The organism is Paenibacillus tengchongensis, assembly GCF_008973665.1.
In the GTDB taxonomy this organism is placed as follows: domain Bacteria; phylum Bacillota; class Bacilli; order Paenibacillales; family Paenibacillaceae; genus Paenibacillus_AQ; species Paenibacillus_AQ tengchongensis.
Window position 1 is genome coordinate 242111 of sequence record NZ_WACP01000002.1, and the last position, 20206, is coordinate 262316.

Below are 20206 nucleotides of genomic sequence, written 5' to 3' on the forward strand. Positions count from 1 at the left end.
TGTGCGCGTGGCTCCCACCCCCTCCGCCTACAGCCTGCTGCTGTCTTGTAAACGGGCTGTTAATCGTAGAAGTTCGTCCCGCCCCAAAGCGTGATCAATCCGGGTGCGGGCAGAACGTAAATCAACGCCTGCCCAGCAAGAGGGAAGAACATGAAATGATATGAAAGGTACATGAAATTTTCATGGATTGCTAAAAAATTGTGCTTGTAAGGATCGGACAGAGCGTGTAAGATAAACAGGTATTTAAGCCGAATAGAAGTACAGACTCATATAATCTTGGGGATATGGCCCATAAGTTTCTACCGGACGACCACTGTAATTGTCCGACTATGAGTGAATATAGCATTCAGGGTTCTTTGCCGTACGCACAGGGACCGGAAGGACAGATTCACTTGAGGAGAAACGCTCAGGGGATCTGTCCTTTTTTATTGAATCAGACAGAAAGAGGGTCTCATGAAGTGAAGGTACTGGAAGAGCGCATCAGAGAAGAAGGGCAGATATTATCGGATACTGTGCTGAAGGTGGACTCCTTCCTGAACCATCAGGTGGATACCGCGTTGGCGCTGGAGATCGGCCGCGAGTTCAAAGCCATATTTGGCGAGGAGCCGGTAACCAAGATCCTGACGGTGGAAGCGAGTGGTATCCAGTTTGCAATGGCCGCCGGTATCGCCCTCGGAGTGCCGTTTGTGTACGCCAAGAAGAAGAAGGCGGTCACCCAGTCCGAAGAGGTGTATTCGGCGCCGGTGCATTCCTTCACCCGTCAGGAGGATTACCGGATCAGCATATCGCAGAGATACCTGGGACCGGAGGATAAAGTGCTGATTGTCGATGATTTTCTGGCCACAGGCGCTGCTCTTGTCGGGCTTGCGGATATCGTGGAGGCATCGGGGGCGGAGCTGGTGGGCGTAGGCTGTGTGATTGAAAAAAGCTTTCAGGAAGGGCGGAGCCTGCTGGAGAAGCGCGGCATCCGTGTCCATTCATTGGCCCGGATCGCCTCGATGGCTCCCGGGGAAGTCCATTTTATATCAGAACGGATCAAGGAGAGTGCGGAATGTTAAGCAAACAGAAAGTGTTTACTTTGGGCCTGCAGCATGTGCTGGCCATGTACGCGGGAGCCGTGATTGTACCGCTGATTGTCGGCGGGGCGCTTAACCTGAGCGGAACGCAGATGGCCTACCTGATTGCCGCGGACTTGTTCACATGCGGCCTGGCTACGCTGCTGCAGGTCATGGGCAGCAAGTATTTCGGCAGCGGGCTGCCGGTTGTGCTCGGCTGTACCTTTACGGCGGTCAGCCCGATTATCGCCATTGCCTCCGGCTCCAATCTGGCCACCGCCTACGGGGCGATTATCATCTCGGGCTTGTTCGTTGTCCTGGCCGCCCCGCTGTACGGGAAGCTGCTGAGGTTCTTCCCTACGGTGGTGACCGGCTCGGTAGTTACGATTATCGGACTTTCACTGATCCCGGTGGCGATGAACAATGTGGCCGGCGGCGAGGGCAGCAGCGATTTCGGGCAGCCGCGCAATCTGCTGCTGGCGCTGATTACACTGCTGGTCATTCTGGCCGTGAACCGTCTGGCCACAGGCTTCCTGCGCTCCATCTCCGTTCTGGTAGGGCTGGTGGTTGGTACAGTCATTGCTTACTTCATGGGGATTGTAAGCTTCGACTCCGTCGGCACCGCTTCCTGGGTCAGCATTGCGCAGCCGTTCTACTTCGGCTGGCCGGAGTTTAATATTACCGCTATCTTCACGATGATTATCGTTAATATCGTTTCCATGGTTGAATCGACCGGTGTCTACTTCGCCGTAGGCAGAGCCACCGACCAGAAGGTGGAGCAGAAACAGATCGTAAACGGTCTGCGCTCCGAAGGCCTGGCCATTATGCTCGGAGGGCTGTTCAACGCCTTCCCGTATACGGCGTTCTCGCAGAATGTCGGCCTGTTGTCGCTGACCCGCGTCAAGACCCGCAACGTCATCTTTGCAGCGGGCGGCATTATGGTCGTGCTGGGGCTGCTGCCGAAGCTGGCCGCGCTGACCACGGTCGTGCCGAACGCGGTTCTCGGCGGAGCCATGATCGTCATGTTCGGTTCCGTCGCCGCTTCGGGCATGTCCATCCTTTCCGAAGTCGATCTGCGTAAGGACGGGAACCTGCTGATTGCCGCCTGCAGCATTGCCGTAGGCCTCGGCTCGGCGGTGTTGCCGTCGATGTTCGGCCAGCTGCCGGAATTCGCCAGAATGCTGCTGCAGAACGGCATCGTCTCCGGCTCGCTGACGGCGATTGTCCTGAATCTATTCCTGTCCCGGACCCAAGAAGCGCCCGTTTCTGCCGTTGCCCCGGAAACCAAGTAAAAACTGCCAATCGCAAGGTATAATAAGAATGGCTGCCGATTCCGAAATAATTGGAATCGGCTTTTTGTTTTGCCTTTTGAACTGCGGCATTTTGCTTTAATAGATAGTGTCAGCACAGATTTATATACAAACATCCGGGAAGGACACACCAATGAAGAAATATTGGCAACGCATAGTCGCCAGCCTGCTGCTGGTATTAATCGTACCGCTGATTGCACTTGTAGAGGTCTTCACGAGCGGGCATGATATGCCCGTGGCACGGGGAGGAGTCATCGATCTGAGGGATTGGGATTTCAAGAGCGGAATGGTCAGCCTGAACGGAGAGTGGGCGTTCTATCCGGATGCTCTGCTGAATCCCGGAGACTTCACCGGGATTGAGCCGGGAGGGGGCCGTCCGGCGCCGTCCGCACTGGTGCAGGTGCCGGGGAAATGGAATACATATTTGACCGGCGACGGAAGGCCGGCAGCTAAAGGATACGGAACCTACCGGCTGCAGCTTAAAGTGCCTGCCGGCGGGGAGAGGGTCTACGGCCTGCGGGTCGGCAACATCCGGACGGCGAGCCAGGTATTCCTGAACGGGCAGCTTGTCGGCAACAGCGGCCTGCCGGCAGATACGCCGGCAGGCGGCAGGCAGAACAATATTCCGTATACAGGCTTCGCGGCTGTAGAAGGAGGCGATGTGGATATTGTTATCCAGGTGGCCAACTACAGTTACAGCACCGGCGGTATCATTTCCCCGGTCGTCTTCGGGGATCAGCATTCCATCCTGAAGAGCCGGGAGGTGGCCCTGCTTTCCGACGGCGTCGTGCTGTTCAGCTTTTTGCTGCTGTCCTTTTTCCTGCTGCTGTTCTCGCGGGTGCGGGCGAGCCGGGGGATTACGCTGTATCTCGGATTATTTTGCATGGCTGCCTTTGTGTATATTTTGACCCACGGTGAAAAGCTGGTTTCCGTCGTCCTCCCGGACCTGCCCTATGAAATTGTATTAAAGCTGCAACTGGCTTCCTCAACGCTGGTGTACTATTATTTGCTGCATTACATGGCCAATTCTGTTAATTATCCAGTCTCTGCAGGCCTGATGAGAATGGCCAAAGCGGGGACGGGCCTGCTGTTACTGACTGCAGTGTTTGTTCCGGCCTACTGGTTCAGCTATCTGGAGCCGCTGCTGATCCTCTGGGGCGGCATCAGCCTGAGCCTGGTGCTCTATTATATGATCCAGGCGACGCGAAGGAATTCCAAAGACATGTTTCTGATGATGGTCAGCATCGAAAGCCTCAGTCTCGTTATTATATATTATCTGATCAGCATCACCCGCTTCAGCCTCAATTATTATGTGCTGCTTTACGAGATTATCCTGTTTGCGCTGTTCCAGGCCATGGTGCTCACCCGCAGATATGCCGCGTCTTTCCGTGAAGTGGAGCAGCTCTCCCGCCGCCTGTTGTCCCTCGACGGGCTGAAAGACAATTTCATGGAGGAAACCTCCCGTGAACTTCGCAGGCCGCTGCTTGGAATTGTCAATTTGGCGCAGACCTTAAATGAAGGAGCTGCCGGAACCTTGAATGCCAAACAAAGCGAGCAACTGGCGATGATCGTGTCCACAGGAAAACGGTTGTCGTCGCTCATTAATGATATGTCCGACTTTGCCCTCCTGAATCATGGCGGCCTGTTCCTGCAGCGGCAGACGGTGGATCTCCGCACGGTGGCTACCTCCGTGCTGGAGGTGACGCGCCATTTGGCAGGCAATCCTGCACTCGATTTCCGGCTGGAACTGCCGGCGCAGCTTCCATTGCTGGACGCCGACGAGCAGCGGCTGATTCAAATCCTGTTCAATCTGTTCTCGAATGCGGTGAGTCACACGCCCGGGGGAACGATTACGCTGTCGGCTAAGGTCCAGGAGGGCTGTGTTGCCGTCACCCTGGCCGATACGGGCATCGGAATTGCACCGGAGCGCCTGCGGAGCATCTTTGATGTCTCTGCGGCGGATGGCAGCGACGAAAAAACGGCATCCCGCGAGTACGGACTCGGCCTGAATATTGTCCAGAAGCTTGTAGAGCTTGGCGGAGGAGCGATGTCAGCCCACTCTGAATGGGGACAGGGCTCGGTGTTTACCTTCACCGTGCCGATAATTAAAGAAAGGCCAGCATTTTTGGATCAGGATTATCTGGAAGTGACCGGCTGGGAAACAACAGCCGTCACGGCTGAGAGCGAAGCGGTGGGCGGAAACTCCAAAGCGGAGGATTGCTGTTTCATACTGGTTGTCGAGAATGACCCGGTCAACCGCCAGGTGCTGGCCAATGCGCTGCGGCTGGAGAACCATACGGTGGTTACTGCTTCAAGCGGTCCCGAAGCGCTGGCCTTCATGCAAGATTACCCGGAGCTGGATCTCGTCATTATGAACTGGGTAATGCCGGAAATGCCGGGGCTGGTACTGTGCAAGGCGATCCGTGAGCGGTTTGTGCTGTCCGAGCTGCCGATTCTTGTGCTGACGGCAGGCAACCGCCCGCAGGACATTCAGGCCGTCTTTGAGGCCGGGGCCAATGACTACCTGAGCAAGCCTGTAGAGCTGCGCGAGTTCAGGGCACGGGTGCAGACATTGCTTGATATGCGCAAGTCGATCCGCGTCTCGGTGCAGACAGAAATCGCATTTCTGCAGGCACAGATCAAGCCGCACTTTCTTTATAACGCGCTGAATGCCATTATTTCGGTATGTCCGGAGGACCCCGATAAGGCGACAGACCTGCTGCTGGATCTCAGCCAGTATTTGCGCAGCAGCTTTGATTTCCAGAGCCGCGGACAGACGGTCCCGCTGGACAAGGAGCTTGACCTGGTCAAATCGTACCTGGCGCTGGAGCAGGCACGTTTCGATGAGCGCCTGCGGGTCGTCTTCGATGTTCCCGACTATATCCGGGAACTGGTGCCGCCGCTCAGCATTCAGCCGATCGTGGAGAACGCCGTCAACCACGGCCTGATGCAGAAGGAAGCCGGCGGCACTGTGACCCTCTCCATCAGGCTGCTGCCGGATAAGCTGGCGGTTGCCGTGACGGACAATGGAATCGGCATGAGCGGAGAACGGGTGGCCGAGGTGCTGTCGGAGGAACGCGCCGAAGGCGGCATCGGGCTGCGGAACATCCAGAGGCGGCTGCTTAAGATGTACGGCACCGGCCTGATGATTCAGAGCAGGGAGGGCCTTGGCACAACAATCTCTTATGCGATACCGCGCACGAATACTTCATTGGATGGATAACCTGAGGGGTGGCAAAAAGATGAAAGCAATACTAATCGATGATGAGAAGCCGGCGCTGCAGCATCTGGAACGTCTGCTGCTCAAGGACGGGCGTCTGGAGATTGCCGGAAAATATACTTCGGCGCGGTTGGGACTGCAGCATCTGCAGCAGGAGAAGGCGGACATCGTCTTTTTGGATATCGGCATGCCGGAGATGAACGGGCTGGAGGCGGCGGAGCATATCGCCCGTCTGGACCGCAGTATCCGGATTGTCTACAGCACGGCCTATTCCGAGTACGCCGTTGAAGCCTTCGAGCTCAATGCTGTCGATTACCTGCTGAAGCCGGTAACCTCCCAGCGGCTGGGCAAGACGCTGGAACGGCTCGTCGAGAGCCCGGAGCCCGGCGGGATAGAGACAGCCGCTCCGGAGGGGAGTGGCCGGCAGCAGGCGATACTGTGCTTCAAGCGGCTGGAATTTCTGGACAGCGAGGAGCCCGGCCGCAAGCTGCAGTGGAGGACGAGCAAGGCTCAGGAGGTCTTTGCGCTGCTGCTTCATCATCAGGGGCAATGGATTCTCAAGGATACCATCGTGGATCTGATCTGGCCGGATTTCAAGCCGGAGAAGGCACTGACTAACCTGCACACCACGGTATACCATATCCGCAGGCTGATCAAAACCTGGAATATGGATGTGGTTGTCGAATTCTCGCAGGAGCGGTACCGGCTGCTGATGCGGAATGTGCTGCTGGATACGCAGCAATTCGAGGAAGGCTGGCAGGGCGATAGGGTGCGGACAGAAGAAGAATGGCATCGCCGGGAAGCGGTGCTCGCGCTGTACCGCGGCGACTATTTGGGCGAGCATCATTACGGCTGGGCGGAGACGCGGCGCAAGGAGCTGCAGGCACGTTACCTGCAGATGGCGCTGCGTTCGGCGGAATACGAGCTGGACGCCCTGCGTCCGCGCCAGGCGCTGGGCCGGCTGCTCGCCTTGCAGGAGATCGATCCTTACTCGGAGGAGATCTGCCGGCTTGCGCTGCGCAGCTATGCGGATATCGGTGATTTGCTCGGCTTCCGGAAGCATTATGACAAATATAAGGAACTGCTGGAAAGCGAACTGGGCATCCGCCCGGACCGGATGATGGAAAGCTGGGTTCTGGGACTTTTTTGATTGCAGGAAGAACTGGAAAGCCATAGAATTTAGTTGGACCTTATCAGAGACAATATAACTGCCGCCCGCTCTATGAGACAGCAGCGGATACCGGTTTCATTTAGTCCGCATTAACCGGCTGATGCTGCGGAGAGATGAAACGATCGGCGGGTTGCCGCGTATCAGTTGCATAGACACAGCGATCAGAAGGGAAGGGATTGGAATGGATAACGGGATGCAGGTCGTCCTCTTTGAGAAATTACCGAACGGCGACTTAACCATTATCGAAGAGCGCGTATGGAGCATGAATATGATTACGGCGCTTGAGCATGTGAATTATATTGTGGTCAGCGGACGGGAGTACGAGGCGGTGGAAGGCCGGCTGAATGTAGACGAAGGCAAGCTGGAGCTGCTGCTCGTCCCGATGCGCTCGGAAGGCTAAGGCCAGGAAGGAGAACTCATAATGGAAAAGGATGAAAACGCCAAGCCGAAGGAAACGTCCTCCCGCTTCTTCACCCCTGACGGGAAGCCGCTGCGCGTCCTCTCCACGTCGCTGGGGATCGCGCTCCTGGCGAACGCGATGTTTATTCCCGGCGGCGCCGGCGCCGCAGCAGGAGGCTCCGCCGAGGAGCCCAAGCTGGTGTCGTGGTCGACGGAAGAGGTCAAGGCTTACTTTGACCCCAATGTAGACTGGAACATTCCCTACCCTGAGGAGAATGCCGAAGAAGTGGAACAGCAGGGAACGGGAGCGGTGACCTCCGGAGGAACGACGGTCATCAACAATTACGGCGGCTATAATTCCGGCTTCGGCTGGGATGATCTGCTGCTCTACCACATGCTGTTCAACAACGGTTCGTATTACTCCTCCAGAGGCTGGTACAATGACCGGCCCACTTATTACGGCGGAACACGGACCACCTATAAGCCGCCGACTTACAGCAGCGGCAGCTTTCAGAACAAGCCGGTTGCCGGCTCGGTAGCGAAGCCGAAGACCTCCACATCGGCGACCGGATCCATTACACGAAGAAACACATCGACCAAGTCCGGCGGAGTGGGCGGCACTTCCAGCGGCTTAGGCTCCTCCAAGAGCTCCAGTTCGAGCTCCAGCTCCAAGTCCGGATCGGTGTCGCGGTCAGGCTCCGGCTCGAGCAAGAGCAGCGGGTTCGGCGGATGACAGGGACGGAAAGCGTATTCCGGTTCATCGATAACACGCAGCTGGAGCGTTCACCCCGGGTAGAGAAGCTGCGTGAGCTGGGCTTCACCTGGCCCGATCTGGAGGATGAGGAGTATTGGCTGGACGCCGTTGCGGTGCTCCGCGGGGACGTGTACCGGGAGCTTATGCAGGCAGCGGAGAGTCTGTGGCTGATCCTCGACAAGGCGGTCCGCTATGTCCACCGGCGTCATGACCTGTATGATCTGATCGGCATCCCGCCTGTTCTCTGGCAAATGCTTGACGATTGCCCTTTGCCGGAGCCGGGGCTGATCAGCCGCTATGCCCGGTTTGATTTTGCCGTGGCGGATGACGGCGCGATCAAGCTGCTGGAGCTGAATGCCGATACGCCTACCGGCTATGTTGAAGCGTCCATTGCCACGCCATGGATTTGTGAACAGTCGGGAGTAGCCAGCCCCAATGCGGCGATGAAGGATTTGCTGGCGGCAGCCTGGAGCATTGAACGCCCGGATACGGCGGCTTGTGTAGCCTACGGCTCGCATATGGAAGACTCGGGGACCATCGATGCGTTGGTGAAGCACAGCGGTCTTGATATTCAGTGTGTCGACTGTCTCGATCTTTGGATCGACGAAGGCGTGGTGCGCGTCGGCGAAGAAGTAATCATTGAGCGGATGTTTGCGCTGTATCCGAAGGAGTGGATGGCGGTCGATGAGGGCGGCGATGCGCTGGCCTATGCCATCGAGACCGGCAAGCTGCAATTGTTCAATGGGCCCCACAGCATTCTGCTGCAATCCAAAGGCCTGGTCGCTGCAGTCTGGGGCATGTATGAGCTGGGCCTCCTGTTCAGTGACGAGGAGCGGGAAGCCATTTCGCGGTACCTCCTGCCTACCTACAACAAGCCGGTATTTACAGGCGGCTTTGTGTCCAAATCCGTGTTCGGGCGCGAAGGCGGTTCCGTGCGCCTGTTCGACGAAGAAGGGACGCTGGAGCTGGAGGATGAAGAGGGCTTCGACAGCAGCGTATTATTTCCAACTGTGTATCAAAAGAGAACCGAGCTGGCCCGGATTAACACGGCGGATGGGGAATTGCACCTTCTGACCGGCCTGTTTGTCCTAAACGGGCAGCCCTGCGGATTGCTTGGCCGTGCCGGCGGACCGATAACGGGCAATGCCAGCCATTTTATCGCGCTAGGAGTGAGCGAGCTTGATGAAGAATAAGGGAACCCGGGCCGGCAGAGCCCGCACCGGAATGCTGCTCGCGCTGCTGCTGACAGCGGTTATGCTGCTCAGCGCTTGCGGCAATCAGGACAGTGTGTTTCATACCGGCCCCTCGGGGGAAACGACTGACAGCGTGGCGACCGTACCGTGGGATTATCGCGTGGTGGAGAGCACGGTCGGCGACTTGGTCGGCAGCGACATGACGATCCTGCCCGACAACGAACTGCTGCCTAACGACAACAATTATGCCACCGGAGATAAAGTGTGGACGCTGCAGTTCATGGATGCCGAATTGACGACGGCGGCGGACCAGAAGAATGAGATCAGCCTTTCCGCCTGGGATACGCTGAAGACCTATCCGGACCAGCAGGCGGCCATTGATGATCTGTCCAACCTGAAGGTGTCGATTACAACGGATGTGGACCTGGTGGGCGTCTATCAGACAGAGTACCAGGGCAAGACGCGGAACTTCGCCGTACTGGAGCTGCCTTCGGGTAACCGGATCAAGCAGCCGGTCGACAATGACCGTTATAAGGCGCTGGAGAAACAGAAGACCGCCTCCGTCGTGCTGGAGGAAGTGCATGATTTTGCCGATTATGACTTGGCTTATGCAAAATTCAGGGGGTGGGCGAATTGACGATTGTAGTTAACCTGGTAGTCAGCGTATTGACGATCATTCTGCTGCAGGTGCTCGGGATGATTATCTTTCAATTAATGACGCCATTCAAAGACATGGAAGAGCTGAAGAAGGGCAATGTGGCGGTGGCGCTGGCGCTGGGCGGCAAGTTCCTGGCAACGGCAATCATCATCGGTGTGGCGGCCTACACGAACACCTCCATCTGGCACATGATGCTCTGGTTCGCCGTGGGCTATGTCTGCCTGATCGTGGCTTACTGGGTGTTTGAGCTGTTTACGCCGGGCTTCCGGATTTCGCAGGAGCTGGAGAAGGGCAACACGGCCGTGGGCACGATGCTCTGCCTTGTATTCGTCGGTACCGCCTTTGCGGTAAGCAGTCTGATTATTTAGCGGCAAATACGCGGGAGGCGGACGGACAGGTGCATTTTATCCTCAGAATCACCGGCAAGCTGATGAAGTTCAAGAATAAGTCCATTGCACTGCTCATCCTGGCGTTCATCCTGCTGTGCGCAACGATCGCCTTCCTGCTGGAGCCGGATACCTTCGGTCAATGGTTCAATGCCTTGTATTGGGTCCTGACCACGATGTCTACCGTAGGCTACGGGGATTTCTATGCCGCCACGCCGGTGGGCAGGCTGTTTACGATGTTCCTGTATATTTTCGGGATTGGCCTGCTCAGTCTGGTCATCGGCAAGATTGTCGAAGCATTTGGAGAAGTGCAGCGGAGGAGAGGAGCCGGAACGTTGAGCTTTCAAGGCAAAGATCATGTGGTGTTGATTAACTGGAGCCGCAAAACGCAGGCAGCGGTGGATGAAATTCTCTGCTATCAGCCGAAATGCCGGATTGTCATTATCGACGAGAACGGGCGGCATCCGCTGGAACAGATGGAGCAGGTGCATTTCATCAGCGGGGACGGTTCTGCGGACGATATTTTGCAAAAGGCAAATATCCATGAAGCCCGGGCGGCGATTATCTTCGGGGATACCCGGATCGACGAGCCTTCGCTGGTGGACGGCAAATCGCTGCTGATCGCTTCCAGCATTGAACGGATTGCACCGCAGGTGCACACCACCGTAGAGATTCTGCAGGAGAAGAATATCCAGAACTTCCGCCATGTTCATATCAATGAGTTCGTAGTGTCGCATGATGCCGTCTCCCGCCTTGCCGTGCGGTCGGCCCTGCAGGAAGGCAATTCCGAGGTAATCACCCAGCTGCTGAGCCGCCAGCATGGCGACGACATCTATGAAGTGCCGCGCGATCCTGCCTGGAGAACCTACGGCGACGCTTTTCATGCCTTGCTGCAGCAGGGGGCAACCCTGCTATCCGACCGTGGTGATCTTGGCATTAACCGCAAGCTGGAGCAGACGATTCCCGGCGATGCGAAGTTGTTTATTGTCTCCGATGATGAAACCTACCGGAGAATCAAAGGGCTATAGGACTGAGGTATATCAAAAAACCGAGCCGGACAGCGATCCCTTCATTGAGGGTTGTTGTCCGGCTTTTTTCGATTATCGGTGCTGACTATTGCGAACGGAATGTATGGATGTCTAGATTACTGGAGGTATGGTAAAAATATTTTGAAAAAACCATTAAATTACACAATTCATACACATTTGGAGTATAATTTGTGATATTTTATACCGTTATAAATGGTAGGGTGTGCATATAAAAACAGTAAGTCCACCCGGGAGGTGAACGTTTGGACAACAAGAACCTGAAAGTCAAAATCGCCGGAATGCTGTTCGTCCTTCTCCTGCTGGTCTCCTGTAAGGGAGGTACCAATGAGAGTGGAAATGCCAGTCCGGTTATACCGGACATTATAGCGTCAACCGCTCCTGCATCGCTGGAGCAGGCTCCTTCCGTAAGCTACAGCCGGGAGGAACAGGAGCTGCTGGCCTTCATTGACGCTCAGATGACGGGTCCTTACGGCGTGTATACCAATCGCATGGAGACTGCGCAGTCGGACGGAGCCGCTACCGGTCATGAGGTGCTCAGCGAATCCGCCTCCCTGATGATGCAGAGTGCGGTGCAGCGGGGCGAGAGGGAACGCTTCACGCTGCTATGGAAGCAGGCCGCTCAAACCTTCGATATGAAGGGCGGGTTCAGCTACCGCTATAGCCCAAAGCACGGGAAGCAGTATTCCGTCAACGCTGCGGTCGATGATTTACGGCTGATTGGCGCCCTGCAGGCGGCCGGGGAGAAATTTCAGGAGAGCGGCTTTACACAGGCGGCCGAACAGTATGGACAGCGATTTTATGAGCACAATGTGAAAAATGGATATATGTATGATTTTTATGACAATATTTACATGAATACCAACAAATTTATAACTTTGTGTTATATTAATCTAAGTGTGTTGCGAAATTTGTCGATTCCTAGCGACAGCGGCGGGATTCTGCTGCATAACATGACAGAAATATTGGAAGACGGATATATATCGGATCAATTTCCGTTTTATGAGACGCGGTTCGATTATGAGAGCGGCACTTACCGCTCAGAAAATATAAATACAGTGGAGTCCATGCTCAGCCTACTGCATTTGGCCGAAGCCGGCAGATATAACCTGCAGAGTCTCCGGTACATTAAGCAGCAGGTTGAGGCAGGAACGCTATACGGGCAATATACGCGGGACGGGGTGCCGGTAAACGATATCCGGTCCACGGCGATTTATGCGCTGGCGGCGATGATTGGCCGGGCGGCCGGGGATGAGGACTTGTACCGCCGGGGGATTGAACGCATGAACGAATTCCGGATTACCGACGGGACCAGTCCGCTCTTTGGCGGGTTCGGGAACGCAGAGACCGGAGAGGCCTATTCTTTTGACAATCTGATGGCACTGACGGCTTATTCCTATGATCGACTGATCGACTAATGAAGTGAAGGAAGGTGACACCGCGTGAATGGCAACCTGGTAAAAACAACGCTGCGGCAGAGCATCCTTTATGCCGGCCTCCGTATTTCGCCCGCCGCCATGGCGGCATCCGGAGTGCTGCTGGTTACGATCGTGGCGCTGTTCGTCCCCCCGTTTATCGGGATGGCCGACAACGGCGACTTTTTCCGCATTATATACAGCAACGGACTTTACTTTAACCTTCCTGATTATGACAGCCAATATTTCGGTTATTTCGTCAAGCAATATGGTATCTTTCAATATTACAACGAGAACGGCACGATGCTGCATTCCTCGCAATCGCTCTTTATCAAGCTGGCAATCGGGCTGAACAAGCTGTTCTTCAGCAGTACAGTGTTCGATATCCGCTTTCAGGCGGCCATTTATCTGATGCTCTACGCAGCAGCTGTTTACTTGCTGGTGGAAGGGTTAACCTGTCGGATGTCCCGCAGGCGGGGAATGGCAGTGGCTGCGGCGGCCATCTTTATCTTCGGCGATACGGGATACACGGCGTATTTCAACTCCTTCTTCGGGGAGAGTGCCGTGATGATTACGATGACTCTTGTCTTCGCTTCCTGGCTGCTGCTGTACCGCAGACGTTACAACGATTATGCGCTGCTGTTCCTGCTGCTTGCCAGCACGCTGATTCTGACCACCTCCAAGCAGCAGAATGCGCCGGTGGGCATCATTGTCGGCATCCTGTCGGTGTCCCTCTTCTGGGTCCGCAAGGAGCGGCTCTTCCGCTGCCTCACGGCGGCCTCCGCCGCTGTCATGCTGCTGGCGGGTGTACTGACCTATCTGAACATTTCCGATGAGTTCGTCAATATTAACCAGTATCACGCGATGACCCGCGGTGTGCTGATGACCTCCGAGAATCCCGAGAAGGCGCTGGAATCCCTCGGAATGGACAAGCAGTTTGCTATTCTCAAGGAAAACACATATTACGACCAGTACGGCACGGCAGATGTGAAGTCGGAAATTCTGCAGCAGGATTTCTTTAACCATTACGGCTTCGTATCGATCCTCAAATATTATGTGGCCCATCCGGGGCAGTTCGCTAAAATCCTGGATACTGCGGCGGAAAGCGCCTATACGATCAAACCGGCGGCGATGGGCAACTATGAGAAGTCAGCCGGTCAGGAATTCCGCGCGCAGAGCCGCTTCTTCACCCTGTACAGCATCCTTAAAGAGAGTCTGGCGCCTAAGACCTTCAGCTTCATCCTGCTGTGGATGGCGGTTACGCTCGGGATGTATATGCCGTCCTTTGTGCAGGCTGTCAAGCTGCGCGATGCCAGGGGCATGCAGCGTCTGGTGCTGATTGCCGCTGCTATGCTTGTCGGTCTATCGGGCATCTTCGTGTCCATTATCGGGGCGGGCGACGCCGATATTGCCAAGCACGAGTTCCTGTTCACCCTATCGTTTGACCTCGTCCTTGTGCTGACGGTGTCCGGGGTCGCGGGCCGCGTATTCGGCGCAGAACGCAAGTTCCCGGCTGCGAATTCACCGCGGCTGGGTCCGGCGGCAGCGGAAGGCTCCACTGCCGGAAAGGGCGTGAGTGCATGAGGCGCATGGGCATGGTGCTGCTGGCCCTGCTGACCGCTCTGCTCACGCTTGTCCCCCCGGCCCCGGCGGCAGCGGCTGCTGGCGGCCGGGTGCTGCTGCTTTATGACAGCCTTGCCGCCGGCACGGACAAAGAAGGCAATGTGGCAGAGCTGCAGCGGCTGTTGGCCGCTTACAGCTCGGAAGTCACCCTGCTGAGTATCGATGAATATCAGACGGGGCAGATGGATGGCTATTCCAGGATAATTACTGTAATGAATAACGGTGATATAGAGACCGTAAACCCGCAATATGCCCGGGATACGGCAAATTTTCAGGGCCAACTTCTGCACATCGGCTATCATGTGCCGGAGCAGCTGCGTAAGGCGATGTCGCTTAAGACTGCGGTCGATCCCGGCACCAGCGCAAGCTTGTCGATCGGGGATATTGCCGGCCTTGCGTTTCAGGCGTCCGATATGCCGTATATCGTCTCCTTTAAAGGCGGACGGCCGTATGGCAGCCTGTCCCTTGAGGACGGCAGCCTGCAGGCACCTTTCGCAGTAAGCGCAGGGAGGTACACCTATGTTCCGTACCTTCAAGGCGACTCCGGGCTGCTGGGCCTGAGCTATGTGCTGCGGGACTGGTTCGCAGTCACGGATGCGCCGCACACCTACCTGGTGCTCCGGGAGATTTATCCGTTCTCCGATTTGGAGCTGCTGGAGCATGCGGCGGAACGCCTCTACGAAAGCGGCATTCCCTTTGTGGCCAGCGTACGCCCCGTCTTCGGCAACACCAGCTTCCCGGCCATGGAGCGTTATGCGGAGGCGCTGCGGGTTGTCCAGTCTTATAACGGCAGCATTGTCATCAATGCGCCGGCGGTCCGTCCGCCGATCAACAGCAGCGACCGTTCGCTTGCCGGCAAGATGAGCACCTTCATTGATGTGCTGGTTAACGCGGGCGTGGCTCCGCTGGGCATCGCCGCCGAGAACTATTGGACTTATGACAAGGAGTATGCCCCGGCGGGGATGGGCTTCTTTGATTCGGTCGTGCTGTTCCCCGACGAGCAGATTTTTTATATGGAAGAGACCAATGTCTCGAAGTCCTTTGCCTCCAGTCTGTACAGCATGACCTGGGAGGAGCTGACGGGCTTGCCGCATACCGGTAAAGCCCTGCCGCAGTTGCCGCTGGATACGGCGGTTACGCTGGAGCTGCCGGAGGCGGAGGAGGAACTGGATGCCATGCTGCAGAGTCTGCAGGGGAGCTGGATGAATTTTGCCGACTATAGGCAGGGGAATCATAGCGTGAATACCGATAACCATACGGTTGTTTCCTCCGGCGGGGTAATATCCATTAACGGGCAGACGCTGAATGTCGCTTATTCTCCGCAGGCGGTAGACGGGAATTATCAATACCAGGAGGAGCAGAAGGTCAGCTTCGCCAAGCTGTTCAGTGTGCAGAGCGCTTTTTTTATCGTGGTGATTATATTCGCCCTGCTGCTGTTTGGAGCGCTGCTGCTGATCGGCCGCCGTCTGTACCGGAAGAAATATTGAATTATACCATCAAGGAACAAGGAAGCGGGCGAACCTCATGACAATTGCAGATGTGCTTATGGTGATTGCGGTGATTTGCATCTGGTCCTTGCTGCTGGTGAATGTGGCGCTGATTATCGCCGGTTATTTGTATTACATCCAGACGGAAGCGGAGGGGCCGCCGGAAATCAAGGGGGAATACCCCTTCGTCACGGTTATGGTTCCGGCCCACAATGAGGGCAAGGTGATTGGCCGGACCGTCGAATCGCTGCTTGCGCTGGATTATCCCCATGACCGTTACGAAATTATCGTCATCAACGACAATTCGTCGGACAACAGTGCCGGGCTGCTGTCGGCGATTCAGCAGAAATACCCGGAGCGCAGCCTGACCGTGATCAACACGGATGCCGATACAGGCGGAAAAGGCAAATCGAATGCGCTCAATATCGGTTTTACCCGCAGTAAGGGTGAGCTGATCGCTATCTATGACGCCGACAATACACCCGAGCGGCCGGCGCTGAGGGTGCTGGTGGCGGAGATCACGGGTGATCCGCGGCTGGGAGCGGTCATCGGCAAGTTCCGGACCCGCAACCGCGATGCCAGCCTGATGACCCGGTTCATCAATATTGAGACTTTATCGTTTCAATGGATGGCCCAGGCGGGCAGATGGAAGCTGTTCAAGCTGTGCACGATTCCCGGGACCAATTATATTATGCGGCGCTCGATTGTGGAGCAGGTCGGCGGGTGGGACGTCAAAGCGCTGGCCGAGGACACGGAAATCAGCTTCCGCATTTACCGGATGGGCTACCGGATCAAGTTCCAGCCGAAGGCGGTCACCTGGGAGCAGGAGCCGCAGACGGTGAAGGTGTGGTTCCGGCAGCGGACCCGCTGGGCCAAAGGCAATGTGTATGTCATTGTCAAGAACCTGCCGCTTCTCCTGGACCGCAAGGCAGCGAAAATCCGTTTCGATATTCTCTACTATCTGTCGATCTACTTTCTGCTGCTGATCTCGCTTCTGACGTCCGACGCGCTGCTCGTCCTGCATGCCATGGGCTATGTGCATACTACGATTGCCGGACTCAGCAGCTTTCTGTGGCTCTTGGCCATCCTGCTGTTTGTGGTCGGGATCTTCATTACGCTGACGACGGAGAAAGGCGAGATGAGCCTCTCCAATCTGGGCATCATCATGCTGATGTATGTTTCCTATTGCCAGCTGTGGATGGTAGTGGCCGCGAACGGAATGCTTAACTATATCAAAGACACGATCTTTAAACGGGAAGCCAAATGGTACAAAACCGAACGCTTCTGACACTCTGCCGGCTGTGCAAGTACAAGTACAATGAGGATACAGGAGATAACATTATGAACAAAAAACATCTGGTGAGCTGGACGCTCTGCCTCGTTCTTGTCCTGCTGCAAGCCGCTGCGGTCCAGGCCGCCCCCGCAGCCTCCGCTGGCGGCGGAAGCCTGACCTACGAGACCGCCTTTGCCGGCAGCGGCAATACGCTGTCCAGTACGGAAGCGCAGCAGCAATCCTTTACCGTCATGGATTACTGGAATGTTCAGGCTGTAACGGTGGAGCTGCACTTTCAGCTCTCCCAGCTTACGGAGGAACAGCGATCAAGTGTGACGCTGTCCCTGAACGGCAGTCCATTCTATTCGTTCCGGCCTTCCCTTAAGAACAACGGAGAGCAGACGCTGCGTATTTCTGCACCGGTGGGCTTTCTGAGGAAGGGTGTCAATACGCTCGCCATTCAGGGCTCGCTGCAGACGGGAACAGGGGAGCAGGGCAATACCTTGTCCTGCAATGTGGATGATGCTCCGGACAATTGGCTGCACCTGTTCAACACCTCCAATATTGCTGTCAAATATACGGAGAAGCCGATAACCGGGGGAATCAGCGACTTCTATGCGCGCTTCTCCGGACCCGACACGGTAACTCGGAACCAGAGCCTGATCACGGTGCCCGAGAATGCCGCAGGATCGGAGCTGGAGGCTGCTGCCTACGCCCTGTCAGGGATGGTGAAGGCCAATGCGCTGACTGATAGAACGATCCCGCTGCTGCCTTACCGGAGCGACACTGTGGCCGATAAGCAGGCTGTAGTATTGGTCGCGCTGTATGACCGTCTGCCGGCGGCGCTGAAGCAGAAGCTGGATTCCGGCGCCGATCCTGGCACACAGGCGCTGATACAATTGGTGAACCGTGAGACAGCACCGGTGCTGGTGGTGACCTCCAAGGATGAGAGCCTGCTGATCAAAGCGGGCCGGCTGCTCGCCAATCAGGAGCTGGCTCTGCAGCTCGGCAGCGAGCTCAAGATCGTGGACGGCTCGACCCGGGTAGAGCAGAGCGTATCACCGGTCAGCCGGACATTTACATTTACTGAAACAGGTGATAAGCTCACCGGCGCGAACCACCGGGAACAGACGTATTATGTAGAGCTGCCGGCGGGCCGCTCCATTGCCGATGCCGGGCGGATCAGTCTTGATTTCCGGTATGCGCAAAATCTGGATTTCGAGCACTCGCTGGTAACGGTCAGCATCAATGACACGCCGATCGGCAGCAAGAAGCTGCAGAAGGAGCTGGCGAACGGCGACACGCTGAATTTGCCGGTACCCCCGAATGTAAATGTTTCCGGGAATTTCTCGGTTAAAGTAGCCTTTGACCTGGCGATCACGGGCAACGGCTGTTCACTGAACACGGAAGACATGCCCTGGGCCTATATCAGCAGGGAGTCGGCAATGCAGCTGAATACCAAGGACCGTACAGAGCTGCTGTTCAACAACTATCCGTACCCGTTCCTGCGCGATGAAATTTATAACCATGTGGCGGTCGTGCTGCCGCAGGAGATGGACGATTACGCCTACCGGACACTGGGCGGCCTGTTCAATCTGCTCGGACGGTATACAGGCGGCAACGCCGGAGATGTGCATTTTTACACCGATGATGTTGCGGCGGATAACCTCAAGAATAATAATGTGATCGCCATTGGGACCTTTAAGAACAACAAAGTGATCCGCGATAACAACGATAAGCTGTATTTTCAATTCAGCAGCGACGGCTCAACCTTACTCTCCAATGAAAAAATGAGCATTGAAGAAGCTTACGGCAGCGGAATCGGCACACTGCAGCTGGTGGAGTCGCCTTATGCCCGCGGTATGGGCTTTATGGCGGTGACGGGCGTGGAAATGGAGAATGTGTTCCGGGCAGCGCAGCTGCTCTCCACCGAATCCGGCAAATGGAAGGTGTTCGGGGACGGCGTGGCTGCGGATAAGGACGGCAATGTCGGTGCCTACCGGTTCAAGACTGCAGCGGCGGCGGATGAGGAGTCGGCAGTTGACCGGATACTGGACCGGCCCGATGTGCTCGGATTTGTGGCGGCCGTCGTTCTGGCCGTGGCTTTCGTTCTTGTAGCACTCATCCTGCTGCTGCGTAAACATCTGAAGAAACGTGGTGATAAGCGTGAAACGTAACCGCGGGCTGGCGGTTGACCTTGGCTTTCTGGCATTTCTGGTACTGGTGTTCATCTGCACCCTGTTTATCGGCGGCATGCCAGGGGATTACCTGCAGAATATCATCATCCTGACGATTGCTTTTCTGCTGGCGCTGGTCACCTATTTCACTACTGTCACGGCTGGCCTGACGCTGAATTTGGCGTTCATCTTCATCTACGGGTTCTATATTGTTTACCGTACGGTTACACTGGGTGAGACCATCGGGCTGCATACGTACTTCTGGCTGATCATGACACCGCTGCTGACGGTCGCCCTGTGGTTCTTTACCACCGGCAGCCGGGAGCTGCAGGCAGAGAATGAGAAGCTGAGGAAGAGAATGTCCAGCCTGGCTGCGGTGGACGAGAATACGGACCTGCGCAACAGTGCCGCCTTCCAGAAGGATGCGCAGCTGTTCGCCGGCATTTCCGTCCGTTACGGCATTCCGCTTACCTTGCTGGTCATTAAGGTGAAGTACTGGAACGAAATCCGCCGCCTGATTCCGGAGGAGCAGCTTTCGGAAGCCGTCTATGACGTTTCGCAGCTCAGCCAGTCAAGCATCCGCACCAACGATGCGCTGTATCTGCTGGATCAGGAGGACGCTACCTGGGGACTGCTGCTGTTCACCGACGGCGAAGGGGCTAAGGTAGTTATCGAGCGGATTAAATTCCGGCTCCAGCAGCTCAATGAGACGGAATTCTCGGGTAAGTACAAGGTTAATCTCGCCCTGAAGATCGGGGCTGTGGAATATGCTGCGGACACAATTGAAAGTCCGCTTCACTTCATTGTTCAGGCCAAGAAGCAGCTGGAGTACGATGTGTAGAACTTATGCAGCCAAATAGGCGGCGGGCAGGATACGATGCCCGCCGCCTATTTTTGTCCATCTCTGGACCGCGCTTCCGGCCTGTACTACAATGGGTTTAATCTGAAGACGGAAATAAAGGAGGCGCAGGGTATGGATTTGGGCTTGACCGGCAAGTCGGTAATTTGTGACGGCGGCACCGTAAGAGCGCTGTAGGAA

16 protein-coding genes and 1 riboswitch are annotated in these 20206 nt (G+C 56.0%); all 16 genes read left to right on the forward strand.

Going from position 1 to position 20206, the window contains the following annotated elements; genetic code table 11:
• Nucleotides 1–246: 246 nt before the first annotated feature.
• Nucleotides 247–350: riboswitch (purine riboswitch) on the forward strand.
• Between the two features lie 108 nt (nt 351–458).
• The 16 genes from F1381_RS04015 (at nt 459) to F1381_RS04090 (ending at nt 20008) form a co-directional block, all read left to right on the forward strand.
• Nucleotides 459–1058, forward strand: coding sequence for a xanthine phosphoribosyltransferase (locus tag F1381_RS04015; RefSeq protein WP_151733533.1), 600 nt, complete (start codon nt 459–461; stop codon nt 1056–1058).
• Nucleotides 1052–2347 carry a nucleobase:cation symporter-2 family protein gene (locus tag F1381_RS04020; RefSeq protein ID WP_151733534.1) on the forward strand — a complete coding sequence of 432 codons (1296 nt, stop codon included), beginning with the start codon at nt 1052–1054 and terminating at the stop codon, nt 2345–2347. The genes F1381_RS04015 and F1381_RS04020 overlap by 7 nt, the downstream gene beginning before the upstream one ends.
• 151 nt (nt 2348–2498) lie before the next feature.
• The gene (locus F1381_RS04025; RefSeq protein ID WP_151733535.1) at nt 2499–5588 is read left to right on the forward strand and encodes a hybrid sensor histidine kinase/response regulator; all 3090 of its coding nucleotides are present in this window, start codon (nt 2499–2501) and stop codon (nt 5586–5588) included.
• Between the two features lie 19 nt (nt 5589–5607).
• Nucleotides 5608–6735 (forward strand): response regulator, encoded by a 1128-nt coding sequence (locus tag F1381_RS04030; protein WP_151733536.1) that lies wholly within the window; start codon nt 5608–5610, stop codon nt 6733–6735.
• A 202-nt stretch (nt 6736–6937) separates the two neighbouring features.
• Nucleotides 6938–7156 (forward strand): hypothetical protein, encoded by a 219-nt coding sequence (locus F1381_RS04035; RefSeq protein WP_151733537.1) that lies wholly within the window; start codon nt 6938–6940, stop codon nt 7154–7156.
• A 21-nt stretch (nt 7157–7177) separates the two neighbouring features.
• Nucleotides 7178–7888, forward strand: coding sequence for a hypothetical protein (locus F1381_RS04040; RefSeq protein ID WP_151733538.1), 711 nt, complete (start codon nt 7178–7180; stop codon nt 7886–7888).
• Nucleotides 7885–9102 carry a glutathionylspermidine synthase family protein gene (locus tag F1381_RS04045; RefSeq protein ID WP_151733539.1) on the forward strand — a complete coding sequence of 406 codons (1218 nt, stop codon included), beginning with the start codon at nt 7885–7887 and terminating at the stop codon, nt 9100–9102. The genes F1381_RS04040 and F1381_RS04045 overlap by 4 nt, the downstream gene beginning before the upstream one ends.
• Nucleotides 9092–9739 (forward strand): hypothetical protein, encoded by a 648-nt coding sequence (locus F1381_RS04050; protein WP_151733540.1) that lies wholly within the window; start codon nt 9092–9094, stop codon nt 9737–9739. The genes F1381_RS04045 and F1381_RS04050 overlap by 11 nt, the downstream gene beginning before the upstream one ends.
• Nucleotides 9736–10128 carry a DUF350 domain-containing protein gene (locus tag F1381_RS04055; RefSeq protein ID WP_151733541.1) on the forward strand — a complete coding sequence of 131 codons (393 nt, stop codon included), beginning with the start codon at nt 9736–9738 and terminating at the stop codon, nt 10126–10128. The genes F1381_RS04050 and F1381_RS04055 overlap by 4 nt, the downstream gene beginning before the upstream one ends.
• Nucleotides 10129–10157: 29 nt before the next feature.
• Entirely contained in the window at nt 10158–11174 is a 1017-nt protein-coding gene (locus F1381_RS04060) for a potassium channel family protein (RefSeq protein WP_151733542.1), read from the forward strand.
• A 263-nt stretch (nt 11175–11437) separates the two neighbouring features.
• A complete protein-coding gene (locus F1381_RS04065) occupies nt 11438–12610 on the forward strand; it encodes a glycosyl hydrolase family 8 (protein ID WP_246187901.1) in 1173 nt (390 codons plus the stop codon).
• Between the two features lie 24 nt (nt 12611–12634).
• On the forward strand, nt 12635–14191 hold the full coding sequence (wsfD, locus tag F1381_RS04070) for a glycan biosynthesis hexose transferase WsfD (RefSeq protein WP_187355188.1): 1557 nt from the start codon (nt 12635–12637) through the stop codon (nt 14189–14191).
• Nucleotides 14188–15717, forward strand: a complete 1530-nt coding sequence (locus F1381_RS04075; RefSeq protein WP_151733543.1) for a hypothetical protein — start codon at nt 14188–14190, stop codon at nt 15715–15717. Before wsfD ends, F1381_RS04075 begins: the two co-directional genes overlap by 4 nt.
• A gap of 37 nt (nt 15718–15754) precedes the next feature.
• The gene (locus F1381_RS04080) at nt 15755–17005 is read left to right on the forward strand and encodes a glycosyltransferase family 2 protein (RefSeq protein WP_151733544.1); all 1251 of its coding nucleotides are present in this window, start codon (nt 15755–15757) and stop codon (nt 17003–17005) included.
• A 53-nt stretch (nt 17006–17058) separates the two neighbouring features.
• Nucleotides 17059–19167 carry a cellulose biosynthesis cyclic di-GMP-binding regulatory protein BcsB gene (locus F1381_RS04085; protein WP_151733545.1) on the forward strand — a complete coding sequence of 703 codons (2109 nt, stop codon included), beginning with the start codon at nt 17059–17061 and terminating at the stop codon, nt 19165–19167.
• Nucleotides 19157–20008 carry a diguanylate cyclase domain-containing protein gene (locus F1381_RS04090; RefSeq protein ID WP_151733546.1) on the forward strand — a complete coding sequence of 284 codons (852 nt, stop codon included), beginning with the start codon at nt 19157–19159 and terminating at the stop codon, nt 20006–20008. The genes F1381_RS04085 and F1381_RS04090 overlap by 11 nt, the downstream gene beginning before the upstream one ends.
• The last annotated feature ends 198 nt before the right edge of the window (nt 20009–20206 follow it).

What these genes read in the sequence shown, in the direction of transcription:
- F1381_RS04030 (WP_151733536.1), top strand. Translation starts at nt 5,608, where the DNA reads ATGAAAGCAATACTAATCGATGATGAGAAGCCGGCGCTGCAGCATCTG.
- F1381_RS04025 (WP_151733535.1), top strand. Translation starts at nt 2,499, where the DNA reads ATGAAGAAATATTGGCAACGCATAGTCGCCAGCCTGCTGCTGGTATTA.
- F1381_RS04080 (WP_151733544.1), top strand. Translation starts at nt 15,755, where the DNA reads ATGACAATTGCAGATGTGCTTATGGTGATTGCGGTGATTTGCATCTGG.
- F1381_RS04020 (WP_151733534.1), top strand. Translation starts at nt 1,052, where the DNA reads ATGTTAAGCAAACAGAAAGTGTTTACTTTGGGCCTGCAGCATGTGCTG.
- F1381_RS04040 (WP_151733538.1), top strand. Translation starts at nt 7,178, where the DNA reads ATGGAAAAGGATGAAAACGCCAAGCCGAAGGAAACGTCCTCCCGCTTC.
- F1381_RS04050 (WP_151733540.1), top strand. Translation starts at nt 9,092, where the DNA reads ATGAAGAATAAGGGAACCCGGGCCGGCAGAGCCCGCACCGGAATGCTG.
- F1381_RS04045 (WP_151733539.1), top strand. Translation starts at nt 7,885, where the DNA reads ATGACAGGGACGGAAAGCGTATTCCGGTTCATCGATAACACGCAGCTG.
- F1381_RS04035 (WP_151733537.1), top strand. Translation starts at nt 6,938, where the DNA reads ATGGATAACGGGATGCAGGTCGTCCTCTTTGAGAAATTACCGAACGGC.
- F1381_RS04085 (WP_151733545.1), top strand. Translation starts at nt 17,059, where the DNA reads ATGAACAAAAAACATCTGGTGAGCTGGACGCTCTGCCTCGTTCTTGTC.
- F1381_RS04075 (WP_151733543.1), top strand. Translation starts at nt 14,188, where the DNA reads ATGAGGCGCATGGGCATGGTGCTGCTGGCCCTGCTGACCGCTCTGCTC.